18 protein-coding genes and 1 pseudogene are annotated in these 18,881 nt (G+C 72.0%); 6 read left to right on the forward strand and 13 right to left on the reverse strand.

The features are described from left to right. Window positions 1–112 precede the first annotated feature (112 nt). From ACQP0N_RS24700 to ACQP0N_RS24710, 3 genes are read right to left on the reverse strand one after another with little or no spacing between them, the layout of a single operon-like run. On the reverse strand, window positions 113–1,090 hold the full coding sequence (locus ACQP0N_RS24700) for an NAD(P)-dependent alcohol dehydrogenase (RefSeq protein WP_433114452.1): 978 nt from the start codon (window positions 1,088–1,090) through the stop codon (window positions 113–115). After that, entirely contained in the window at window positions 1,087–1,314 is a 228-nt protein-coding gene (locus tag ACQP0N_RS24705; RefSeq protein ID WP_433114454.1) for a helix-turn-helix transcriptional regulator, read from the reverse strand. Before ACQP0N_RS24705 ends, ACQP0N_RS24700 begins: the two co-directional genes overlap by 4 nt. After that, the gene (locus tag ACQP0N_RS24710) at window positions 1,308–1,736 is read right to left on the reverse strand and encodes a hypothetical protein (RefSeq protein ID WP_433114456.1); all 429 of its coding nucleotides are present in this window, start codon (window positions 1,734–1,736) and stop codon (window positions 1,308–1,310) included. Before ACQP0N_RS24710 ends, ACQP0N_RS24705 begins: the two co-directional genes overlap by 7 nt. 166 nt (window positions 1,737–1,902) lie before the next feature. Between ACQP0N_RS24710 and ACQP0N_RS24715 the strand changes: the two genes are divergently transcribed. Then, window positions 1,903–3,153, forward strand: coding sequence for a DUF222 domain-containing protein (locus ACQP0N_RS24715; protein ID WP_433114458.1), 1,251 nt, complete (start codon window positions 1,903–1,905; stop codon window positions 3,151–3,153). Window positions 3,154–3,400: 247 nt separating this feature from the next. Here the strand turns inward: ACQP0N_RS24715 and ACQP0N_RS24720 are convergent, their stop codons facing one another. From ACQP0N_RS24720 to ACQP0N_RS24730, 3 genes and pseudogenes are all read right to left on the reverse strand, one after another. Beyond that, complete coding sequence (locus ACQP0N_RS24720; protein WP_433114459.1) at window positions 3,401–3,742, reverse strand: hypothetical protein; 342 nt, start codon at window positions 3,740–3,742, stop codon at window positions 3,401–3,403. Window positions 3,743–3,767: 25 nt separating this feature from the next. Next, window positions 3,768–4,466: an NADPH-dependent F420 reductase gene (gene npdG, locus ACQP0N_RS24725; RefSeq protein ID WP_007463329.1), complete on the reverse strand. Its 699-nt coding sequence runs from the start codon at window positions 4,464–4,466 to the stop codon at window positions 3,768–3,770. 90 nt (window positions 4,467–4,556) lie between these two features. Then, a pseudogene (locus ACQP0N_RS24730) lies at window positions 4,557–5,985 on the reverse strand (RNB domain-containing ribonuclease). 240 nt (window positions 5,986–6,225) lie between these two features. Between ACQP0N_RS24730 and ACQP0N_RS24735 the strand changes: the two are divergent. The 3 genes from ACQP0N_RS24735 (at window position 6,226) to ACQP0N_RS24745 (ending at window position 9,322) form a co-directional block, all read left to right on the forward strand. Then, a complete protein-coding gene (locus ACQP0N_RS24735) occupies window positions 6,226–7,278 on the forward strand; it encodes a hypothetical protein (RefSeq protein ID WP_433114461.1) in 1,053 nt (350 codons plus the stop codon). Window positions 7,279–7,490: 212 nt separating this feature from the next. Then, window positions 7,491–8,765 carry a M48 family metallopeptidase gene (locus ACQP0N_RS24740; RefSeq protein WP_433114463.1) on the forward strand — a complete coding sequence of 425 codons (1,275 nt, stop codon included), beginning with the start codon at window positions 7,491–7,493 and terminating at the stop codon, window positions 8,763–8,765. 59 nt (window positions 8,766–8,824) lie between these two features. Then, window positions 8,825–9,322: an NUDIX hydrolase gene (locus tag ACQP0N_RS24745; protein WP_433114465.1), complete on the forward strand. Its 498-nt coding sequence runs from the start codon at window positions 8,825–8,827 to the stop codon at window positions 9,320–9,322. A 19-nt stretch (window positions 9,323–9,341) separates the two neighbouring features. Here ACQP0N_RS24745 and ACQP0N_RS24750 read toward each other — a convergent pair whose 3' ends face one another. The 6 genes from ACQP0N_RS24750 to ACQP0N_RS24775 all read right to left on the reverse strand — a co-directional run bounded on the left by ACQP0N_RS24750 (window position 9,342) and on the right by ACQP0N_RS24775 (window position 14,395). Then, a complete protein-coding gene (locus ACQP0N_RS24750) occupies window positions 9,342–10,208 on the reverse strand; it encodes a helix-turn-helix domain-containing protein (protein WP_355051465.1) in 867 nt (288 codons plus the stop codon). Between the two features lie 87 nt (window positions 10,209–10,295). After that, entirely contained in the window at window positions 10,296–10,880 is a 585-nt protein-coding gene (locus ACQP0N_RS24755) for a GNAT family N-acetyltransferase (protein ID WP_433114467.1), read from the reverse strand. A 37-nt stretch (window positions 10,881–10,917) separates the two neighbouring features. Further along, window positions 10,918–11,871, reverse strand: a complete 954-nt coding sequence (locus ACQP0N_RS24760; RefSeq protein WP_433114469.1) for a redoxin family protein — start codon at window positions 11,869–11,871, stop codon at window positions 10,918–10,920. Beyond that, window positions 11,872–13,098, reverse strand: coding sequence for an epoxide hydrolase family protein (locus ACQP0N_RS24765; protein ID WP_433114471.1), 1,227 nt, complete (start codon window positions 13,096–13,098; stop codon window positions 11,872–11,874). Between the two features lie 225 nt (window positions 13,099–13,323). After that, entirely contained in the window at window positions 13,324–13,992 is a 669-nt protein-coding gene (locus ACQP0N_RS24770; RefSeq protein ID WP_433114473.1) for a haloacid dehalogenase-like hydrolase, read from the reverse strand. Between the two features lies 1 nt (window position 13,993). Next, on the reverse strand, window positions 13,994–14,395 hold the full coding sequence (locus ACQP0N_RS24775) for a hypothetical protein (protein WP_433114475.1): 402 nt from the start codon (window positions 14,393–14,395) through the stop codon (window positions 13,994–13,996). A 229-nt stretch (window positions 14,396–14,624) separates the two neighbouring features. Between ACQP0N_RS24775 and ACQP0N_RS24780 the strand changes: the two genes are divergently transcribed. Next, window positions 14,625–15,539: an expansin EXLX1 family cellulose-binding protein gene (locus ACQP0N_RS24780; RefSeq protein WP_433114477.1), complete on the forward strand. Its 915-nt coding sequence runs from the start codon at window positions 14,625–14,627 to the stop codon at window positions 15,537–15,539. Window positions 15,540–15,687: 148 nt separating this feature from the next. On the opposite strand, the gene ACQP0N_RS24785 is transcribed toward ACQP0N_RS24780, so the two are convergent. Then, window positions 15,688–15,861, reverse strand: coding sequence for a hypothetical protein (locus tag ACQP0N_RS24785; protein ID WP_433114479.1), 174 nt, complete (start codon window positions 15,859–15,861; stop codon window positions 15,688–15,690). A 207-nt stretch (window positions 15,862–16,068) separates the two neighbouring features. On the opposite strand from ACQP0N_RS24785, the gene ACQP0N_RS24790 reads away from it, so the two are divergent. Continuing rightward, entirely contained in the window at window positions 16,069–18,864 is a 2,796-nt protein-coding gene (locus ACQP0N_RS24790) for a TIM-barrel domain-containing protein (RefSeq protein ID WP_433114481.1), read from the forward strand. Window positions 18,865–18,881: the final 17 nt, after the last annotated feature.

Raw genomic sequence — 18,881 nt, forward strand, 5'->3', positions numbered from 1 at the left:
GGATGGGTCGCGCCCACCCCCGTCATCCGGCCCCCGCCCAGCCGGGAACGACGGTCCGAGCGCGGGTTACGGTCGGTGCGGGCCCCGGTGAGCGGTCGCGGCGGCCACCGCGTCACACGGTGACGACGATCTTTCCCGCCGGGTGCCCGTGCCGGAGGTGGCGGATCGCGTCCGCCGCCTGGGCCAGAGGATAGGTGCGGTCGACCGCCGGGGTGAGCGCCCCCGACTCGATGAGGTTCCCCAGCTCGCTCAGGTCCCTGGTGCGCTCGACCGCGCTCACGCTACGCAGGCGTTGACCGACGAACAGGGACAGCAGCGGCGCGCGGACCATCTGCCGGTCGTAGCCGCTGAGCACGGGGCCCTTGGTGTACGTGCCGCCGACCAGCGCCAGTGTCCCGTGTGGGGTGAGGGCGCGCCGCAGGAGAGACAGCGGGCGATCGCCGCCGGTGTCGATGACCACGTCGTGGATCGGGCCACGGCTGTCGACCTCCTCGCTGGTGTAGTCGAGGATGTCGTCGGCGCCGAGGCCGAGTACGAACGCCGCCCTGGCCGGCGCGCAGACGGCGGTGACCGTCGCGCCGTACGCCTTGGCGATCTGTACGGCGTGCGACCCGACGCCGCCGGATGCGCCGATGACCAGCACGCGCTGCCCTGGGCGTACCGCGCCGCTGTCGCGGACCGCACGCAGCGCCGTCATCCCGGAGACCGGCGCGGCGGCAGCCTGCGCGAACGACAGGTTGGCCGGTTTGCGGGCCAGCCGCGGCTCGGGCGCGCTCGCGAACTCGGCGTACGAGCCGCGCGGGCAGGTGCCGAACACCTCGTCGCCGGGCCGGAACCGGGTCACCCGGGCACCGACCGCGACCACCACCCCGGCCAGGTCCCGCCCCCGCACCGGAACCCGGGGCCGGCGCGGCCCTGCGGCCAGCCGTGCCAGGTAGGGGCGACCGGTCATGAAGATCCACACTCCGGGGTCGACCCCGGCGGCGCGGACCTGGACGAGGACCTCCTGGTCGTTCATGGCCGGTTGGTCGATGTCGCGGAGGTGGAGCACGTCGGCCGGGCCGTAGCTGTCCTGGACGATGGCCTTCACGGTGTCGCCTCCTCGGGGTACTGGAACACGTCGTCGAGACGTGCGTCGAACAAGCGCGCGATCTTGAACGCCATCTCCAGCGACGGCGAGTAGCGACTCTGCTCGATGGCGATGACGGTCTGTCGGGTCACGCCGATCCGCTCGGCGAGCTCGGCCTGGGTCATCTCGCCGTGCGCGAAGCGAAGTGCGCGGATGTTGTTCGTGACGCGGGTCGGCTTCACCACTGCGGGACACCCTTGCGGTAGACGATCACCTTCGCCAGGGCGCCAACCGCCGCCGACAGGACGAAGCACAGGTAGATGACGTTGGCGATCCAGAACCAGTCCCATTCGGCCAACGCCATCAGCATCGCCGACACCGCGCCGATGGCCACGAACGCCTGGCCGACGTGGTCACCGAGCCGTCCGATCTCCCGGTCCCGGACGTCCTTGGCCCGGGAGGCGCCCGGGCTCACCACACCCATCCCGATCTCGGCCACGATGCTCGCGACGACGGCTCCGCCGATGGTCCACAACAGCACCCCGACGTACGGGGTGGCGGTGAGCGGGCCACCATCGGCCCGGTTCAGGACCACGGCGGCGTAGGCGGCGTAGCCCACCACACTGACCACCAACATGATCCAGGCGCGTTTCTCCTCGTGCGTCACGACCGCCTCCTGCTGTAAAGAATTCTTGACACGCTCATGGTATGGCTTCTTTGACATCGTGTCTAGAAAGTTTTACATCGCCGCAGCGCGCCCCGCTCGGGCCGTGACGTCATCCTCATTGATCATGGTGACTAGTCTTGTCGTACACCTGTTCTAGTCTCGGGGTGTGATCGAGGAGTTGGCGCAGGCGCGGGGCGCGGTGGCGGATGCCGCCGCCGCGCCCGTCTGGGCCCTCGCGGACCATGACCTGGTGGCTGCGCTCGACGCCGCGCACCGGCTCGAGCAGCAGCTCGCGGCCGTCAAGCTGGCCCTCGTGCGCGAGCTGGACGGCCGGGGCACGGCTCAGGCGCAGGGCGCGTCGTCGACGGCGGTCTGGTTGCGCGACCGCCTACGGTTGACCGTTCCCGCGGCCCGCCGGTTGGTCGAGTCCGCTCACGCCCTCGACACGGGCGCTCCCGAGGTCCGCCGGGCGCTGGCCGACGGAGACGTCGGCCTGGAGCAGGCCCGCGTCATCGCCGACACCGTCGACACCGTGCGGGCCGCCGCCGGTACCGACGTCGCCAGCAGAGCGGTCGGCGTCCTCGTCGACTGGGCCGGCCAGTTCGACCCCACGCTGCTGCGCAAGCTCGCCACCCGCATCCTCGACCACGTCGCACCCGAGATCGCCGACGCCGCCGCCAAGGCCGCCCTCGACGCCGAAGCCCGCCGGGCCACCCGGGATCGTCACCTCACCCTGTCCGAGCTGACCGACGGCCGGCTGCGGTTGAGCGGCACCCTCGACGCGGAGACCGCCGGCCTGCTCCGCGCCGCCATCGACCCACTGACCGCACCCTCCGGTCAGGACGACCACCGGTCACCGGGGCAACGGCGGCACGACGCCCTCGGCGACCTCTGCCGACTCGCCCTGCGCACCGGTGAGCTGCCCGAGCACGGCGGCGAGCCGACCCAACTCGTCGTCACCACCAGCTTCGACGGCCTGGTCCGGCAGTTCGGCACCGGCACCCTCGACGCCGGCTTCGGGCTCACCGCCGAGACCGTGCGGCAGCTCGCCTGCGACGCCGCGATCCTGCCGGCCGTGCTCGGCAGCGCCGGCCAGCCACTCGACGTGGGCCGGCAACGCCGACTCGTCACCGGCCCCCTGCGCCGCGCCCTGGTCCTACGCGATCGCGGCTGCGCGTTCCCCGGCTGCGACCGACCACCCCGCTGGTGCGACGCCCACCACATCCGACACTGGGCCGACGGCGGCCACACCAGCCTGGCCAATTCGGTGCTGCTCTGCGGCCACCATCACCGACACGTCCACCGTGGCGAGTGGGCCGTCCAGTTGGGCGGCGACGGCCACCCCGAATTCGTCCCGCCGGCCTGGCTCGACCCGGAACAGCTCCCCCGCCGCAACCACTACCACCAGCGAACGTGACGGCAGCGGGTCAGCCACGCTCCCGATGACGGTGCCGTTCGACCTCTCCGATTCGTCGTGGCTGCGCCGCGCGTTCCGGAGCTGGCGAGCGGGGCACGGCCCGCACGGCGCACGGGCCGAGCCGCGGCGCGGTGCGCTCACCGCAGGCGTGCAGCCGTCGAGCGACGGTGCGGCGGGACACGGGTCGGCGAGCAGGGCCTCGGCTTGGTGCCGGTGTGCCCAGCGGTCGGCCCGTCCCCCGCGCAGGCTAGCTCTCGCGATTGTCGGGCAGGTCAAGGTACGCCAGCAGCCGCAGCAGCCCGCTCACGTGCGAAAGGTCGTGCCAAAGCGACACGAAGCCCTCTGGACCACCCCGCCGCAGGAGGCTCGTCAGCTCGGCGACATCGTCGCTGCTCTGCCCGCAGTCGATCTCCAACTCGGGACGCTGGACCATCCCGAACGCCGCACCCAGGTCCATGTCCCAGTAGTGGTCGACGCCGACCTGTGACAGCTGAATCTCCGGACCGAATCGGCGCTCGGCCGCATCCAACAACATCGAGCACGCTCGGCGCAGATCCGCGATCCGCAACACCGCGTCAGCATCGGTCATGCCCCATGATCCCCCCAGGGCACTGTCAGAGGTCGGTGACGCGGATGCCGGCGTGGGCCTTGTAACGCTTGTTGATGGCGATCAGGTTCGCGGTGAACGCCTCGATCTGGTGGGCGTTGCGCAGCCGACCGGCGTAGATGCCGCGCATGCCGGGGATCCGCGCGGCGAGCGCCCCGACGATGTCGACGAGTTCCCGGTCCTCGGTGCAGATCAGCACGTCGAGATCGATCCGGTCGACCTCCGGGTCGGCCAGCAGCGGGGCGCTCACGTGGTTGAACGCGGCGCAGACGCGGGAGTCGGGCAGCAGCGCGGCGGCCTGCTGGACGGCGCTGCCCTCGGCGACGGTCAGCGCGTACGGACCCTGCTTGTCGAAGCCCAGCGGGTTGACGCAGTCGACGACGATCGTGCCGGCCAGCGGCTCGGCGAGGGCGGCGACGGTGGCCGCGTGCCCGTCCCACGGCACCGCGATGATCACCACGTCGCTGCGGCGGGCCACCTCGTCGTTGGCCGCGCCGGTGATGCGCACGTCGGCCGGCATCCGGGGCAACGCGGCGATCTCGGCGGCGGACTCGGCGGCCCGCTCGGCCGACCGGGAGCCGATCAGCACCGTCTGGCCGGCCCGGGCGAGTCGGTAGGCGAGGCCGCGCCCCTGGTCGCCGGTGCCGCCGATGATGCCGACCGTCAGCCCGGAAACGTCGGGCAGCGTGCTCGCGTCGTATGCCATGGGCTCATCCTCGCAAATCGCTCGGCGCGCCAGAGTCGCCAGCCACTGTGACAATCCCCGCTGCCCGCGCGACCCGACCGCGCGGCCTCCTCAGGCCAGCTCGAACAGCACCGCGCGGGCCGCCGGGTCGGCGGTGACCAGGCGGACGCGGACCCGTTCGCCGAGGGAAGTTCACCGAGGCAGCGGCCGCGGACCGGCGGGGCGTCCAGGGCCACGGTTCCGCCGGGCGGGCGCGGCCGGGACTTGCCATTGGCGGGGGCGTCGACGTCGAGCACCGCCGCGTCGAAGGTCTCCCCCACCAGGTGTTCCAGGAGCACCGCCTCGGCCAGGTCGACCGCGCCCCGGCTGGCCGCCGAGGCGGTGCGGTCGGTGCTGGCCATCACCTCGGGCAGCCGGGGCAGCGCGGCGCGGGCCCAGTCGGGCACCTCCCGGCCCGCGTGCAGGGCCAGGCAGACCTCGGTGGCGTACCGGTCGGCCAGGCGCCGCAACGGCGCCGTGACATGGGCGTACGCGGCCGCGACCCCGCCGTGCTCCGGCTGCTCCGGGCGGCTGCCGTCGAAGGCGGTGTACGCGGCGCCGCGCATCAACTCGGCGGCCTGGTCGATGAACGCGGCGGCACGTGGCTGCGCGGGGTCCAGGCCGACGAGGACCTCGCCGGGGCTCACGCCGTCCGGCCAGCGCACACCCAGCGGGGCGGCGGCCGCCCGCAGGCGTTGCACCGCCTCCGGCTTCGGCGGGGGCATCGTCCGCAGCAGGCCGATCCCGCCGGCCAGCATGATGTCGGCGGCGGCCATCCCGGTCAGCAGCGAGATCTGCGCGTTGTGCTCCTCCATCGGCGCCGGCCCGCGTAGCACCAGCCGCCACCCGTCGCCCTCGGGCTCCACGTCCTGCTCGGGCAGCGGCAGATTGATGGCCCCCCTGCGCAGCCCCCGGGCGGTCAGCCGGTCGCCGATCTCGGGCAGCAGCGCGATCGGCTCGGGCAGCCGACCAGCGTCGGCCGCCGCCTGCACGCCGGTGTAGTCGAGTTTGGCCCGACTGCGGACCAGGGCGCGCTCCAGCTCGACGGCCACCGTGCCGCCGTCGGCGTCCAGGTCGATGGTCCACACCACGGCGGCACGGTCGTCGTCGGGCAGCAGGCTGGCCGCGCCCTCGCTGAGCGTCACCGGGTGCAGCGGCACGTTGCCGTCGGGCAGGTAGACCGTCTGCCCCCGCCGCCAGGTCTCCTCCTCGAGCGCGCCGCCCGGCTGGACGTGGGCGGCGACGTCCGCGATCGCGTACCGCACGCGGTAGCCACCGCCCGACCGGCGGGCCAGGTGCATCGCCTGGTCCAGGTCACGGGAGGTGGCCGGGTCGACCGTGACGAACGGTATGTCGGTGCGGTCGACGGCCGGCCGGGGCGGCGCGGCAGCCGCCGCGTCGGCCTCCCGCTGGGCGGCCACGGGGAAGCTCTCGGGCAGGCCGAGCTCGCGGCGCAGCGCGCCGAAGTCGATGCGGGGGCGAGTACGCGTCGGATGACCACGGGTCAATCCTGACAGCGCCGCCGGTGATCCGCTTCCGGTGACCGGCCGAGTCGGTACCGCGCCGCCCGGCCAGCCCGAGGCGACGACCAGCGCCAGCCCGGGCGACCAGCGTCAGACCCGGCGGCCCCGGGCAACCAGCGGTCAGCCCGGAGCGACCAGCGTCAGCCGGTCGCCCTACGCGCCGTGGTCCGCGTACCCCGGGGGCGGTTGCCCGTGCGGCGACCGGCGGCGACGGCGACTTGCGGGCGGTCACCTTGCGGGCCGGCGCCTTGGCGGCGGTGGTCTTCTTCGCCGGGGCCTTCTTCGCCGCCGCCTTACGGGCGGTCGTCGACGACGTGCCGGTCACCTTCGAGGCCGGGGCCTTCTTCGCCGCCGCCTTGCGGGCGCCGCCGGCCGGACGGGTCGCCGTCTTCTTCGCCGCCGTGGTCTTCTTGGCGGGAGCCTTCTTCGCGGGAGCCTTCTTCGCGGCCGTCTTCTTCACCGCCGACGCCTTGGTCGCGACCTTGCGGGCCGGCGCCTTCGTCGCGGCCGTGGTCCTCTTGGCCGCCGAGGCCGTGGTCTTCTTCGCCGCGCTGGTCGTCTTCTTCGCCGCGCTGGCCGCCTTGGTCGCGGTGGCGCTCTTGCGCGCCGTGGAGGCCGGGCTCCGCTTCGCGGCGGTGGCCGTCCCGCGGGCGGAGGCGGTCTTCGCGGGCGCCTTCCTGGCCGCCGTGGTCTTGGCCGCCGTGGTCCGGGCCGTGGTCGCGGTCTTCTTCGCGGGCGCCTTCTTGGCCGCCGTGGTCCGCTTGGCCGCCGCCGTGGTCTTCGTCGCCGTGGCCTTCTTGGCGGGGGCCTTCTTCGCCGCCGTGGTCGTCTTCGTCGCCGGGGCACGCCCCGCGCCGCCGGCCGCCTTGCGGGCCGGCGCCTTCGCCGCGCCCGTGGTGGACTTGCGCACGGGGGTGGTCCGGCTCGCCGACGTGCCACGCTCCGCCGCGGCGGTCTTCTTCGCGGTGGTCTTGCGGGCGGCCGGGCGGGTGGTGGCCTGCTGTGTAACGGCCATCGTGTTCCCTCCTTGGGGACGTGCTCTCGCGTGCGTCCTCGCGGAGCACGAACTACCGCGACGCGGGCCGTCCCGCGCCGTCTACCTGTCCTCCCCGGCCCAACGCGCGTCCTCGGCCTCCCACGCCTCGTTCCGCTCCTGCACTCGCTGCAGGGCGTTCTCCGCGTCGGCCGCCGAGTTGTACGGGCCGAGGACGTGCTTCGCCGGACACACGTCGGCGTCCGTCTCGACCCGGTGGTGTCGGGTGCACCAGTAGAACTGCCCACTACGTCCGCTGTCGCTCATGGGAAACACTGTGCACCGCGAACCGGTCGCCCGCCACCGGATCACGCAAGTCGCCTAACCCTCTCCACAGTAGAGACGCTCACCGCACCGCGGGCGAAAACGCCGAAAGAAGTGCAGGTGGGGGCATTGGAAAGCCGAACGGTTGATTCCCCGGTACGACGGCCCGGGGCAGGATTCGTGGCCGTGATCAACACGGTGACGGGCACGGGGGCGTGCCCGCGATGCGGCACGACCACCGCATCGCTGAGGGACGCGGCGCCGTGGTGCCCCGGCTGCGAGTGGAACCTGGACGCGTACGACCCCGGGCGGCGCGAGCGCGAGTTCGGCTGGACCTGGATCGACCGGCGGACCCACCGGTTGGCGTTCCGGGCGACCGGGCAGCAGTTCCGCCAGTTGCTCGGCCGTCCGCTCGGCGATGGCGGGTCGAACGCGGCACGGATGCTGACCGCGGTGGTGTCCCTGCTGCTGGTCACGGCCGTGCTCGCCCTCGCGGTCGTCGGCGGTTGGCTGATCGTGGCGTTCCCCTTTCCCAACCTGGCGATCGTGCTGGGTGTGGCGATGGTCGCCCTGGCGGTGGCTCTGCGGCCCCGCTTCGGCCGGGTCGACCCGGATCTGGAGGTGCTGTCCCGCGACCGGGCGCCGGAGCTGTTCGGGCTGATCGACGAGGTGGCCGCGGCGATCGGCGCGCCGGTGCCGGACGTGGTCGGCGTCGACAACGCCATCAACGCGTACGCGGGCGCGGTCGGGGTGCGACGCCGCAAGGTGTTGGCGCTCGGGCTGCCACTGTGGGGCTCGCTTCCCGCCGGCGAACGGGTGGCGCTGCTCGGGCACGAACTCGGCCACTTCGTCAACGGCGACCCGCGTCGGGGTCTGCTCACCCAACCCGCGTTCACCACGCTCGCGTCGGCGGCCGACCTGTTCCGGCCGGTACAGACCACCGTCGGGGCCGGGCTGGTGGAGATGGTGGGTGACGCGCTGGGCCGCGCGTTCCAGTGGGCGGTGTCCCGGCTGCTGTTCGGCGCGCACCTCGTGTTGGTGAGCGTGGCGCTGCGGGACAGCCAGCGCGCCGAGTACCTCGCCGACGACCTCGCCGCCCGGGTCGCCGGCACGACGGCCGCCGCCGACCTGCTCGACGCCCTGCTGGCCACCGAGTCGATGGCGCTGGCGGTACGCGTCCATGCCCGAGCGGGGCACGGCCCGGACCGTTGGCGGTCGGCGTTCGCCGAGGCCCGGGCGGCGAACACGGACCGGCTGCCGCTGCTGCGTCAACTGTCGGTCCGTGACGAGGCCTCGCTCTTCGCCGCCCACCCGCCGCTCGGGCTGCGTCGCCAGCTGCTCGCCGGACGGCCGTGGCAGGACCCGTCGGTGGTACTCACCCCCGCCCGGCTGGAGCGCATCGACGCCGAGCTGACCGCGGAGTACAAGCGCTTTCGTCGTACCGTCGAATGGTCGGGCTGAGCACGACGCGACCGCGACGGGACGGCGGTGGCCGCCGACGCGCGGCCTATGATCGCCCGATGGCGGTACCGGACTACATCGTGCGGATGCGCGAGCACATCGGCCACGAACTGCTCTGGCTGGCCAGCGTCAGCGCGATCGTCCGCAACGACGAGGGTGAGTTGCTGCTCGGCCAGCGCGCCGACGACGGCCGGTGGTCGATCATCAGCGGCTTCGTCGAGTCGGGCGAGCAGCCGGCCGCCGCCCTGGTCCGGGAAGTGCGGGAGGAGACGGGCCTGGTCGTGACGCCCATCCGGATGTCAAGTGCCGTCTCGCACCCGCACACCTACCCCAACGGGGACCGCTGCGAGATCCTCAACCTGGGCTTCCTCTGCCGGGTGGTGTCCGGCACCGCCCGGGTCAACGACGACGAGTCGATCGCGGTGCGCTGGTTCCCGGTGGACCGGCTGCCCGAGCTGACCCAGCATGACCTGCTCGTCATCGCCTACGCGTTGCGCGACAACCCGTCGGCCGGCTATCTACCGCCGGGCACCACCTGGGACGACGTACCCGACTGAGCCTCCGGCCGCGACGTCCTCAGACCGCGACCCGTTCGACGGGGATCCACAGCTCCGCGTCCGCCGTGGTTCCGTCCGCGGACACCCGCACCCGGGAGATCTCCGGTCCGGGCCGGCTGCGGTACGGGTTGGACGGGAACCACTGGGTGAACACGTCCCGCCACAGGAACTGCACCGCCTGTGGGAACGCGCCGGAGGTGGTGAACACCGCCCACGACCCGGCCGCCACGGGCAGCGCGTCCAGGTCGTCCGGTGGCGTGGCCCCGGTGACGGCCCCGTGCCAGTAGTCCAGCTCGCTGCCCTCGGCCCGGGTGTCGGCCAGGTTGTCGCTGACGTTGACGATCCCGGTCGGCTCCTGATCGGAGAGCGCCTCGATCCGGGCGGTCGTCTCCTTGTCGATGCTCCTGATGAACGCGACGATCGACGGGTTCATCCCCTCGTGCACCAGCGGAACCCGGGCCTTGCGCCCCACCAGCGCGAACGCGTCCTTACTGACGATTCGGTACTCCATGCTGCCGCTCCCTTCCACGGTGAGTCGGAAGGACATCCGGGGCTGGGAACGCAACGCCGCCCCCGTCCGCCGGGCTTCTCCGGGTCCCACGCCGTGCACGGCGTGAAACGCACGGGCGAACGCCTCGGCCGAGCCGTAGCCGTAGCGCACCGCGACGTCGAGCAGCGTCCGCTCCCCCGCCAGCACGTCCGCGCCGGCGACGGTGAGCCGACGTCGGCGGACGTACTCCGACAGCGGCATGCCGGCCAGCGCGGAGAACAGCCGCCGGAAGTGGTACTCCGACGTGAGCGCTATCCGCGCCAGGTCCGCCACCTCGATCTGCTGGTCGAGGTGCCGCTCGATGTGCGCCATGGCCTCGTTGAGCCGATCCAGCACCTGGGCCTCCTTCCCTTACGAGCAGCAACGCTAGGCGGCAGGGCAGGAGGCCCACCCGACATCCGATGCCCGCGATGATCGGGTGTCTCAGCGGGGCGGTTGCTGCATGATCCAGGTGGGGACCGGCTCCGGCAGGGTGCGGAGCACCTCCCAGCCGGCGCGGAGGTACAGCTCGACGTTCGCCGGGTTGCTGGTCTCCAGGATCGCCGGCACGCCGTCGGCGGCCGCGCGGGCCAGTCCGGCCCGCATGACCGCGCGGCCCCAGCCGCGTCCGGCGCTGTCCGGGTGGGTGCCCAGGACACCCAGATACCAGAAGGGGTACGTCGGCAGGGCCGCGTGTACGGCGTCGTCGTAGCCCTGGACGCGGGCCAGCACGTCGGCGGGGTATGCGGGAGCGGCACCGCCGTCCGGCGACGGGTGCCCAGCGGCGTGCGGCTCGGCCGGTGGGTCCCACAGGGCGACCGAGGCGCCCCCGCCGATCGCGTAGATCGACGACCGGTGTACCCGCTTGTCGAAGAGGTCCCCGAAGAAGGTCGCGGCGTGCCGCGGATAGGTCTCATCGTCGGGGAACAGGTGCCGCAGGATGGGGTCCGTCACGAAGGCGGCGACCAGCGTGCCGACGACGGCGTCCCGATCGGCGGCGGTGGCGACGGTGATGTCAGGCATGGTCACAGCGGTCGACACTATCGCCGGTGGGGTGCCCCGTGACCTACCCGAACGTGAAGGCGTACGCCTCGGTGCCCGGCGCGTCGAACCTGATCTCCACGGTCCGCTCACGGATCGCGCCGTCCTGCCGGATGAGCTGGTACAGACGCCCGTCCTGAAGGACGCCGTTGCCGTCGGCGTCGACGTCCACTCCGTGCGACGGGCCGGGCGGCCCGCCGTCGAGGAGCACCCGGTACGGGATCGGCCCCTGCCCGTCGGGCGACAGCACGAGGTGCGCGTCGCGGGCGTGGAAGCGGAAGGCGATGCTCCCGCCGGCCTGTGCGAGCACCGCCTTCTCGGGGCCGATCGTCCACTCTCCGGCGAGGGCCCACTGGTTGAGACCCAGGCTCTCCGGGAGGTCGTAGGCGCGGCGTTCGTCGAGGGCAGGTCCGTTCGGCGACGCGAAGTGCTCGCCGCGACCGAAGCCGAGGTACGTCTCGGGCGTGCGCACCTGGTCCCAGTCGGCCGCCGCCTCGACGCCGACCCCCTCGACGGGTACGAGGGCCCGCTCGATACCGAGCAGCCGCTGGATGACCCGTTCGGACTGCTCGTAGCGGCCCTCACCGAAGTGCTCGTCGCTGATCACGCCGTCGGCGTCGACGAAGTAGAGCGCCGGCCAGTACTGGTTGGCGAACGCGCCCCAGATCGCGTAGTCGCTGTCGACCGCGACCGGGTAGTCGATGTCGCGGGCCGCGACGGCGGCGCGTACCCCGTCGATCTGGCGCTCGAATCCAAACTCCGGCGTGTGCACCCCGACGACGAGCAGCCCGTCGTCCCGGTACGCCCGCGACCAGGCCCGCACGTACGGCTCCTGGCGCAGCCAGTTGATGCAGGTCAGCGTCCAGAAGTTCACGAGTACGACGCGTCCGCGCAGCTCGGCGGGGCCGAGCGGCGCGGAGTTGAGCCACTCGACCGCCCCGCCGAGCGGCGGCAGGTGCACCCGACCGAACGCCGCCATCTAGCGCAGCGACCGGAAGGCGGTGCGCAGCTCCTCGGAGAAGATCTTCGGCTGCTCCCAGGCCGCGAAGTGCCCACCCACGTCGAGCTTGTTGTAGTAGATGAGGTTCGGGTACGCCTGCTCGGCCCAGCTCTGCGGGGCCTCGTACAGCTCGTCGGGGAAGACGCTCACGGCGACGGGGACGTTGACGCCCTTGGTGGCGAAGAACGAGAGCTTGTTCTCCGCGTAGAGGCGGGACGCGGAGACCGCGGTGTTCGTCAGCCAGTAGAGCGAGATGTTGTCCAGGATGTCGTCGCGGGTCAGGCCCGCCTGGGCGCCGTCGAAGACCTTCGCGATCAGGGCGAGGCTCTTCGCGTCGTGGTCGAGCAGGAACGACGCCAGACCCACCGGGGAGTCCGCCAGGGCGGTCAGCGTCTGCGGGCGCGTCGCCATCATCAGGGCGTACGCGACGTGCTTCCAGACGTAGTCCAGCTCGGTGGCCGCGCGCATCTCGTCGTCGGACAGGCCCGCGGGCAGCGACCCCATGGCGTTGTTCGCCCCGGTGGTGTCGCCCTGGAACAGCAGGTCGATCTCGGGCGGGACCGCGCCGGGCATGTTGGTGTGGATGCCGAGCAGCTCCGGCGGGGCCTGCACGCCCATCTGGTCCACCACGACCGCTCCCCAGTCGCCGCCCTGGGCGACGAACCGGTCGTACCCGAGGCGCTTCATCAGCTCGGTCCAGGCGGTGGCGATCTTCTGCGGGTTCCAGCCCGTCGCGGTGGGCTTGCCCGAGAAGCCGTGCCCGGGCAGGGAGGGGATCACCAGGTGGAAGGCGTCCGACGCGCTCGCGCCGTGTGCCGTCGGGTCGGTCAACGGCTCGATGATCTTCATCTGCTCGATCACCGACCCGGGCCACCCGTGGGTGACGATGAGCGGGAGCGCGTCCTCGTGCTTGGAGCGCACGTGGATGAAGTGGATGTCCACCCCGTCGATGGTGGTCATGAACTGCGGTACGGCATTCAGCCGTGACTCGACCTTGCGCCAGTCGTACTCGTTTTCCCAGTAACGCGCGACGGCCTGGATGGTCGCGAGTGGCACGCCCTGCGACTGGTCGTCGACGATCTCCTTTTCCGGCCACCGGGTGGCGGCGATCCGCCGTTTCAGGTCGTCGAGGTCCGCCTGGGGGATTTCCACCGTGAACGGCCGGATCTCCGTGGTGCCGGGCCGCGTCTTCGTCTTGACCGCCATGCCTTCTTCCTCTCTGTCACCAGTTCGCGCCTCGCGAGGGGAATCATGGGGTGAGGGCACTGCCCGGATGTGTGCGCCAATTCGAGAAAGGCACGCCGCCGCCCTATCTCGGAGCCTAGAACGCAGCACCTCGCGGTCGTGGCGATACGAGCAGTCACGCGGTCGGCGGAGATTTCCTAGCGGGTGTCAAAGTCCTCGGTCGAGCCGAGGGCCTTGACCCACGCCCTAACTGCCCGTCCAGGTCACGGTGTTCAGCCGGGCACCGAGCAGCCGCCGCGCCCGGGTGACCTGACGGGCGTTCGCGTTGACCAGCACCGCCTGCTCCGCGGCGGCGAGGACGGGCAGATCCGACAGCGAGTCGCTGTAGGCCACCCGCCAGGGCGGCGTCACCCCGTGGGCGGCGAGTTGCACCATCTTCGTCGGCCCGTAGTTGTGCACGATCAGCTTCGGCCCACGGATGTGCGATGCCACCAGATCGACCTCGGCGAGGCCGATCGCGTCGAGCAAGGCGCGCGCCAGGGTGTGCTCGCACGCGGTCACCACGACGACGCGGTCTCCCGCCGCGAGGTGGGCACGAATCATCCGCAGACCCGGTCCGATGAGCCGACCTGGCTCGGCGCCGAGATCGGCGCCGAAACGCCGAAGCTCGGCCCGCAACCGATCCGCGTTCCGGCCCCACAGGCCGATCCGACTCATCCACCGCGCCGCCCGCACGCGGTAGGCGGGAACGGCGCTCATGGGCGCGAGGAGGACGAGCAGGCCGACGGTCAGCGGGAGCCGGGCACCCGTGAAGGCGACGCGCCGCATGAAGAGCCCGAACGCGTCCCCGCGCAGGAGCACGCCGTCGAGATCGAAGACGACGGTCGGGGTCGTTTCCTCGCGGTCCTGCCCCATCTCAGGTGGCGTTGGACGGTCGAGCTGGCCTGGTGCCGACGGCGGCGCTGGCGATCAGGAGCACGGCCGCCGGCAGGAACGCGGCGCCGATGCCCAGCCCGAGCAGCAGGCCCCACCCGCCGATGACCAGCGCGGCCACCAGGTCGACGACGCCGGCCAGCCGGCCGAACCGCTGCGCGAGAACCGGCAGTGACGCGGCGACGACCGGAACGCCGAGGAGGTAGCTGGCCGCGGGGCCGGAATCGTCCACGGTGAAGGGCGTCAGCGCGGCCGCCACCAGCACGGTGATCGCCAGGGTCGACCACCGCAGGACCCGCCGGGCGTCGACCGGCTTGCGGACCACGACCAGGACACCGACGAGCAGTACGCCCACAACCGCGCCGACCGTCACCAGACCAATCATCCGTACCTCCCTCGACAACACGGTACGGACCCGGAGCAACGCGGTCAGCCATGATCCACTCGCCCTCCGTGAAACCGGCCCATCCCAGGCCCCCGGACACCCCCGTTTCAGCGAAGTCGAGTGCACCTAGGGCGAGCCCGCGACCGACTGCGCACCCGCCGATCCGGCGCGTGACGGAATGCTTACGGGCTTTGCGCTGGCTGCGGATCATGCGGCAACATCAGGCGGCGTGACGGCACCAGGCACGGAACCGGCAAGCGAGAGCCCGGCCAGAACACCCCGGTCACGTCGGCTCCGGCACTGGTGGGCCGGTGCGGGGGTCGCCGCCCTGGCCGCCGTCCTCGGCATCACCCTCGCCGTACGCGGCGGCGCCACCCCGGCCTGCGCCGCGCCGCCCAGCGGCAGCACCGTCCACAGGGGAACGGCCAGCTTCTACGACGGGGGCCGCTCGGGCGGCACCTGTTCCTTCCCGGGCCCGCCGGCCGACTGGCTCTACGTGGCTGTCGGCTCGTCGCGGTACGCCAACTCGGCCGCCTGCGGCAGCTACCTGGACGTCACCGGCCCCAAGGGCACAGTCCGGGTGCTGGTCATGGACCAGTGCGGCGGCTGCGGAGGCAGCAAGATCGACCTGTCCGAGGAGGCGTTCGCCCGGATCGCCGACCGCTCGCAGGGCATCGCCTCCGTGACGTATCGGGCGGTCGTGAACCCGTCGCTCGACGGCGGCCTCACCTTCCGGATCAAGGGCGGGGCGTCGCAGTGGTGGTTCGCGGTGCAGGTCGGCAACCACGGCAACCCGCTGCGCTCGGTCGAGGCCAAGGGGCCGAGCGGCGGCTTCCGGAAGGCGGCCCGCCAGGTCGACAACTACTGGACCATCGACGACGGGATCGGCCCCGGCCCGTACACGATCCGGCTCACCGACGTGTACGGCCACCAGAGCACCGCCACCGGCATCCGCATGACACCGAGGAAGGTCCAGCGCACCACGGCGTCCCTCGTCGCCGTTCCGCCTCCGCCCTCGCCGACTCCCCCGCCGTCGCCGTCGGTCACGCCCTCGCTCTCGCCGACGCCGGCGGAGTCCGCCGCTCCCACGACGACAGTCGAGGCCCTGGCCGGCGCAGCCGCGCTGGCCGCCGCCGGCTGCTGACCCGCCAGCTGCGACGCTTGTAGTACCTGCGGCCAGCGCGCGGGCAGGCGGCTGTGATCGACTCCAGATCGCCGAAGTAGCGGCATCCGAGTGGCGCGACACCCCCACCTCGCCGACCTGGAGTGGATCACGTCGGCCGTTGGCGGGATCAGGTGTTGATGGCACCCATCACGGCGGCCGTGTTGCCGCGAGCGGCACGTTCACCGGCGGCCACCACCTCTTCCGGGGTGGCGCCGCGGGCCATCGCCTTGGCCATGGCCTCCTGACGCCGCTGCTCGATCTGCTCGCTACGCCTCTGTTTGAACCAGCTCCAGAAAGACATGCGTCCGACCATCCCCGCGCCCCGGCGGCGGCAAACCGGTCGAAGGTGTCGACCCGACGTCAGCCGCAGCCTACGCGGGCGCACAGGCGCAGCCTGGGGACCCGCGAAGGAGAGAAGAGAAACTCTCCGAGCCCGTTGACAGATGTTTCGGGCTAGTGACAGCGTTGTCATCGACTCATTTCCTCCATATGAGACGAGGAGCGCATCTTGCTCTATCGGAACTCACCCCGCCGCCGGGCGACAGCAGCCGCCGCGGCCGGCATTCTCGTCACGGGCCTGGCGCTCGCCCCCTCCGCGCCCGCCCAGGCCAAACCTCACGGTGCGCAGGACGACGCCGTACGCTCGGGCAACGCACGTTTCGAAGTGCTCTCCCCCACCCTGATCCGCACCGAGTACCAGAAGGACGGCCGGTTCACCGACGCCGCCACGTTCAACGCCATCGGGCGCGACGACTTCGCCCGTACGCGTTTCACCAAGCGCGTCGAGCACGGCTGGCTCACCATCGATACCGGCGCGATGACGCTGCGCTACCAGGTCGGCTCCGGTGCGTTCACCGCCGACAACCTGACCGTGCGGCTCACGACCGGCAAGCAGACCGTGCAGGGCCAGCCCTGGGCCGGCCACACCGCGCCGGCCTGCGCGTTCGGCGCGCTCTGCGAGGCCGAGTCGCTGCAACTCAACGGTCCCGGCGTGGCCACCGACCACCGGGGATACACCGGCCGCGGCTTCGCGGCGGGCTTCTCCGCGTCCGGCGACTCGGTCACGTTCGCGCTCGACGCCCCGCAGGGTGGCACCAGGCAGCTCGCCGTCCGCTACGCCAACAGCACCGGCGGCGACGGCCAGAACGTGGACCGCACCCTGACCGTTCAGGTCGACGGCGACGCCGGCCACCCGCTGACGCTGCCGCCCACCGCGAACTGGGACACCTGGGGCCTGGCCACCGTGCCGGTCGATCTCACCGCTGGCCGGCACGAGATCAGCGTCGTGCGAGGTACCAACGACTCCGGCAACGTGAACGTCGACAGCCTCGCCGTGGTCAACCCGGGTGACCCGTTCCCCGCGCCGGCCGCACCCCAGCCGCAGCCCCTGCCCTTCGGAACCCTGGGAGAGGCCGAGACCGGCGCGCTCGCCGGCGGCGCGCGGCCCGCGAACGACCACAACGGCGCTTCGGGTACGGGTTTCCTGGCCGGCCTGGAGAACACCAGCGCCGCCGTGGCGCTCACCGTGACGGACGTACCCGCCGCCGGTGACTACCAGGTGCAGATCCGCTACGCCAACGGCCAGGCCGGCGCCCAGCCGAGCCAGACGCGCACCATGTCGGTGACGCCGGGAACGGCGACACCGGTCACGGCGACCCTGCCGCCGACCAGCGGATGGGATTACTGGAACACCGTGGCCGTCCCGGTCCACCTCGGCCGGGGCACCAACACCGTGACGCTGGGCTGCCCCACCGACGCCAGCTGCAACGTCAACATCGACACGGTCGCCGTCACGGGCAAGGACTCCCCGCTGCTCGCCCCGCACGCGCCGCTCGGCGGCTACCGCCGGGGCCTGGACGGCGTCACCGGATCCGCGCTCACCGCCCCGGGCCTGCTCTACCAGGACGGCTGGTACCTGCTCGACGACTCGGCCTCGGCCCTGCGCACCACCAAGCCCCGGCCCGCCCCCGAGCAGGACGGCTACGTCTTCGCGTACGGGAGGGACTTCACCCGTGGCCTGGCGGACCTGTCGACGCTGACCGGCCCCACGAAGCTGCTGCCCAAGTGGGCGTACGGGGTGTGGTACTCCGAGTACTACGACCGCACGGCCACCGAATTCCAGGACATCGTGGCGCGGGCCAGGGCTGAGGGCGTACCCATGGATGTCCTTGTCCTCGACACCGACATCAAGGCGCCGGACAAGTGGAACGGCTGGAGCATCGACCCCACCCGCATCCCCGACCCGAAGGCGTTCTTCGACTGGGCGAAGAAGCAGGGCCTGCACACCGGCATCAACATCCACCCGAGCATCCTCGGATCGGACCCGAAGTTCGCCCAGGCGCAGGCCACCGCGAAGGGCAAGCTCCAGCGCGTCGGCTGCAACGGCGGCCCGGACTGCTACACGTTCGACTTCGGCGACCCGGACCAGCTCAAGGCGTATATGCAGCTCCACGACGGGATGCTGCCGAAGAACAGCAAGGGCCCGGACCTGTGGTGGCTGGACTGGTGCTGCGACAACACCACGTCATCCCTCGCCGGGGTGACCGCAGACGCGTGGATCAACCAGCAGTACGCCGACAAGACCGGCTTCGCCTTCTCCCGGGCGTACGGGTCGTTGCAGGCCGGCGGTTACAGCAGCCCCACCCCCGTGGCGACCGGACCGTGGGCCGACAAGCGCACCACGCTGCACTTCACCGGCGACACCACAAGCGACTGGTCGACCCTCCAGATGGAGGTCGGCTACACGCCGGGCGAGTCGGCCGCGACCGGGCTGGCAGCCGTCAGCCACGACATCGGCGGGCACACCGGCGGCCTACGGGAGCCGGGCAGCGAACCGGGCAGCACCAAGTTGCCCGACGACCTGTACGCCCGGTGGGTGCAGTTCGGTACGTTCCAGCCCATCGACCGGCTGCACTCCAACCACAGCGACCGGCTGCCCTGGCAGTACGGCCCGGCAGCCAACGCGTCGGCCAAGAAGTTCCTCAACCTGCGCAAGGAACTGCAGCCGTACACCTACGCCGCCGCCAAGGAGGCAACCCGCACGGGTACGCCAATCGTCCGCTCGATGTACCTGGCGTACCCGAACGAGCAGGCCGCGTACGCCACCGCCGGCTCGCAGTACCTCTACGGCCCGGACTACCTGGTGGCACCGGTGACGACGCCGGGCGACACCGCCACCACGTCGGTGTGGTTCCCGCCGGGCAACACCTGGACGGACATCTTCACCGGCAAGACGTACCGGGGCGGCACCACGCAGAACGTCACCACCACCCTGGACACCATGCCGGTGTTCAAGAAGCACTGACGTTTTCAGGAATCCGG

Source organism: Micromonospora sp. CA-246542, from assembly GCF_050942905.1.
Classification (GTDB): Bacteria; Actinomycetota; Actinomycetes; order Mycobacteriales; family Micromonosporaceae; genus Micromonospora.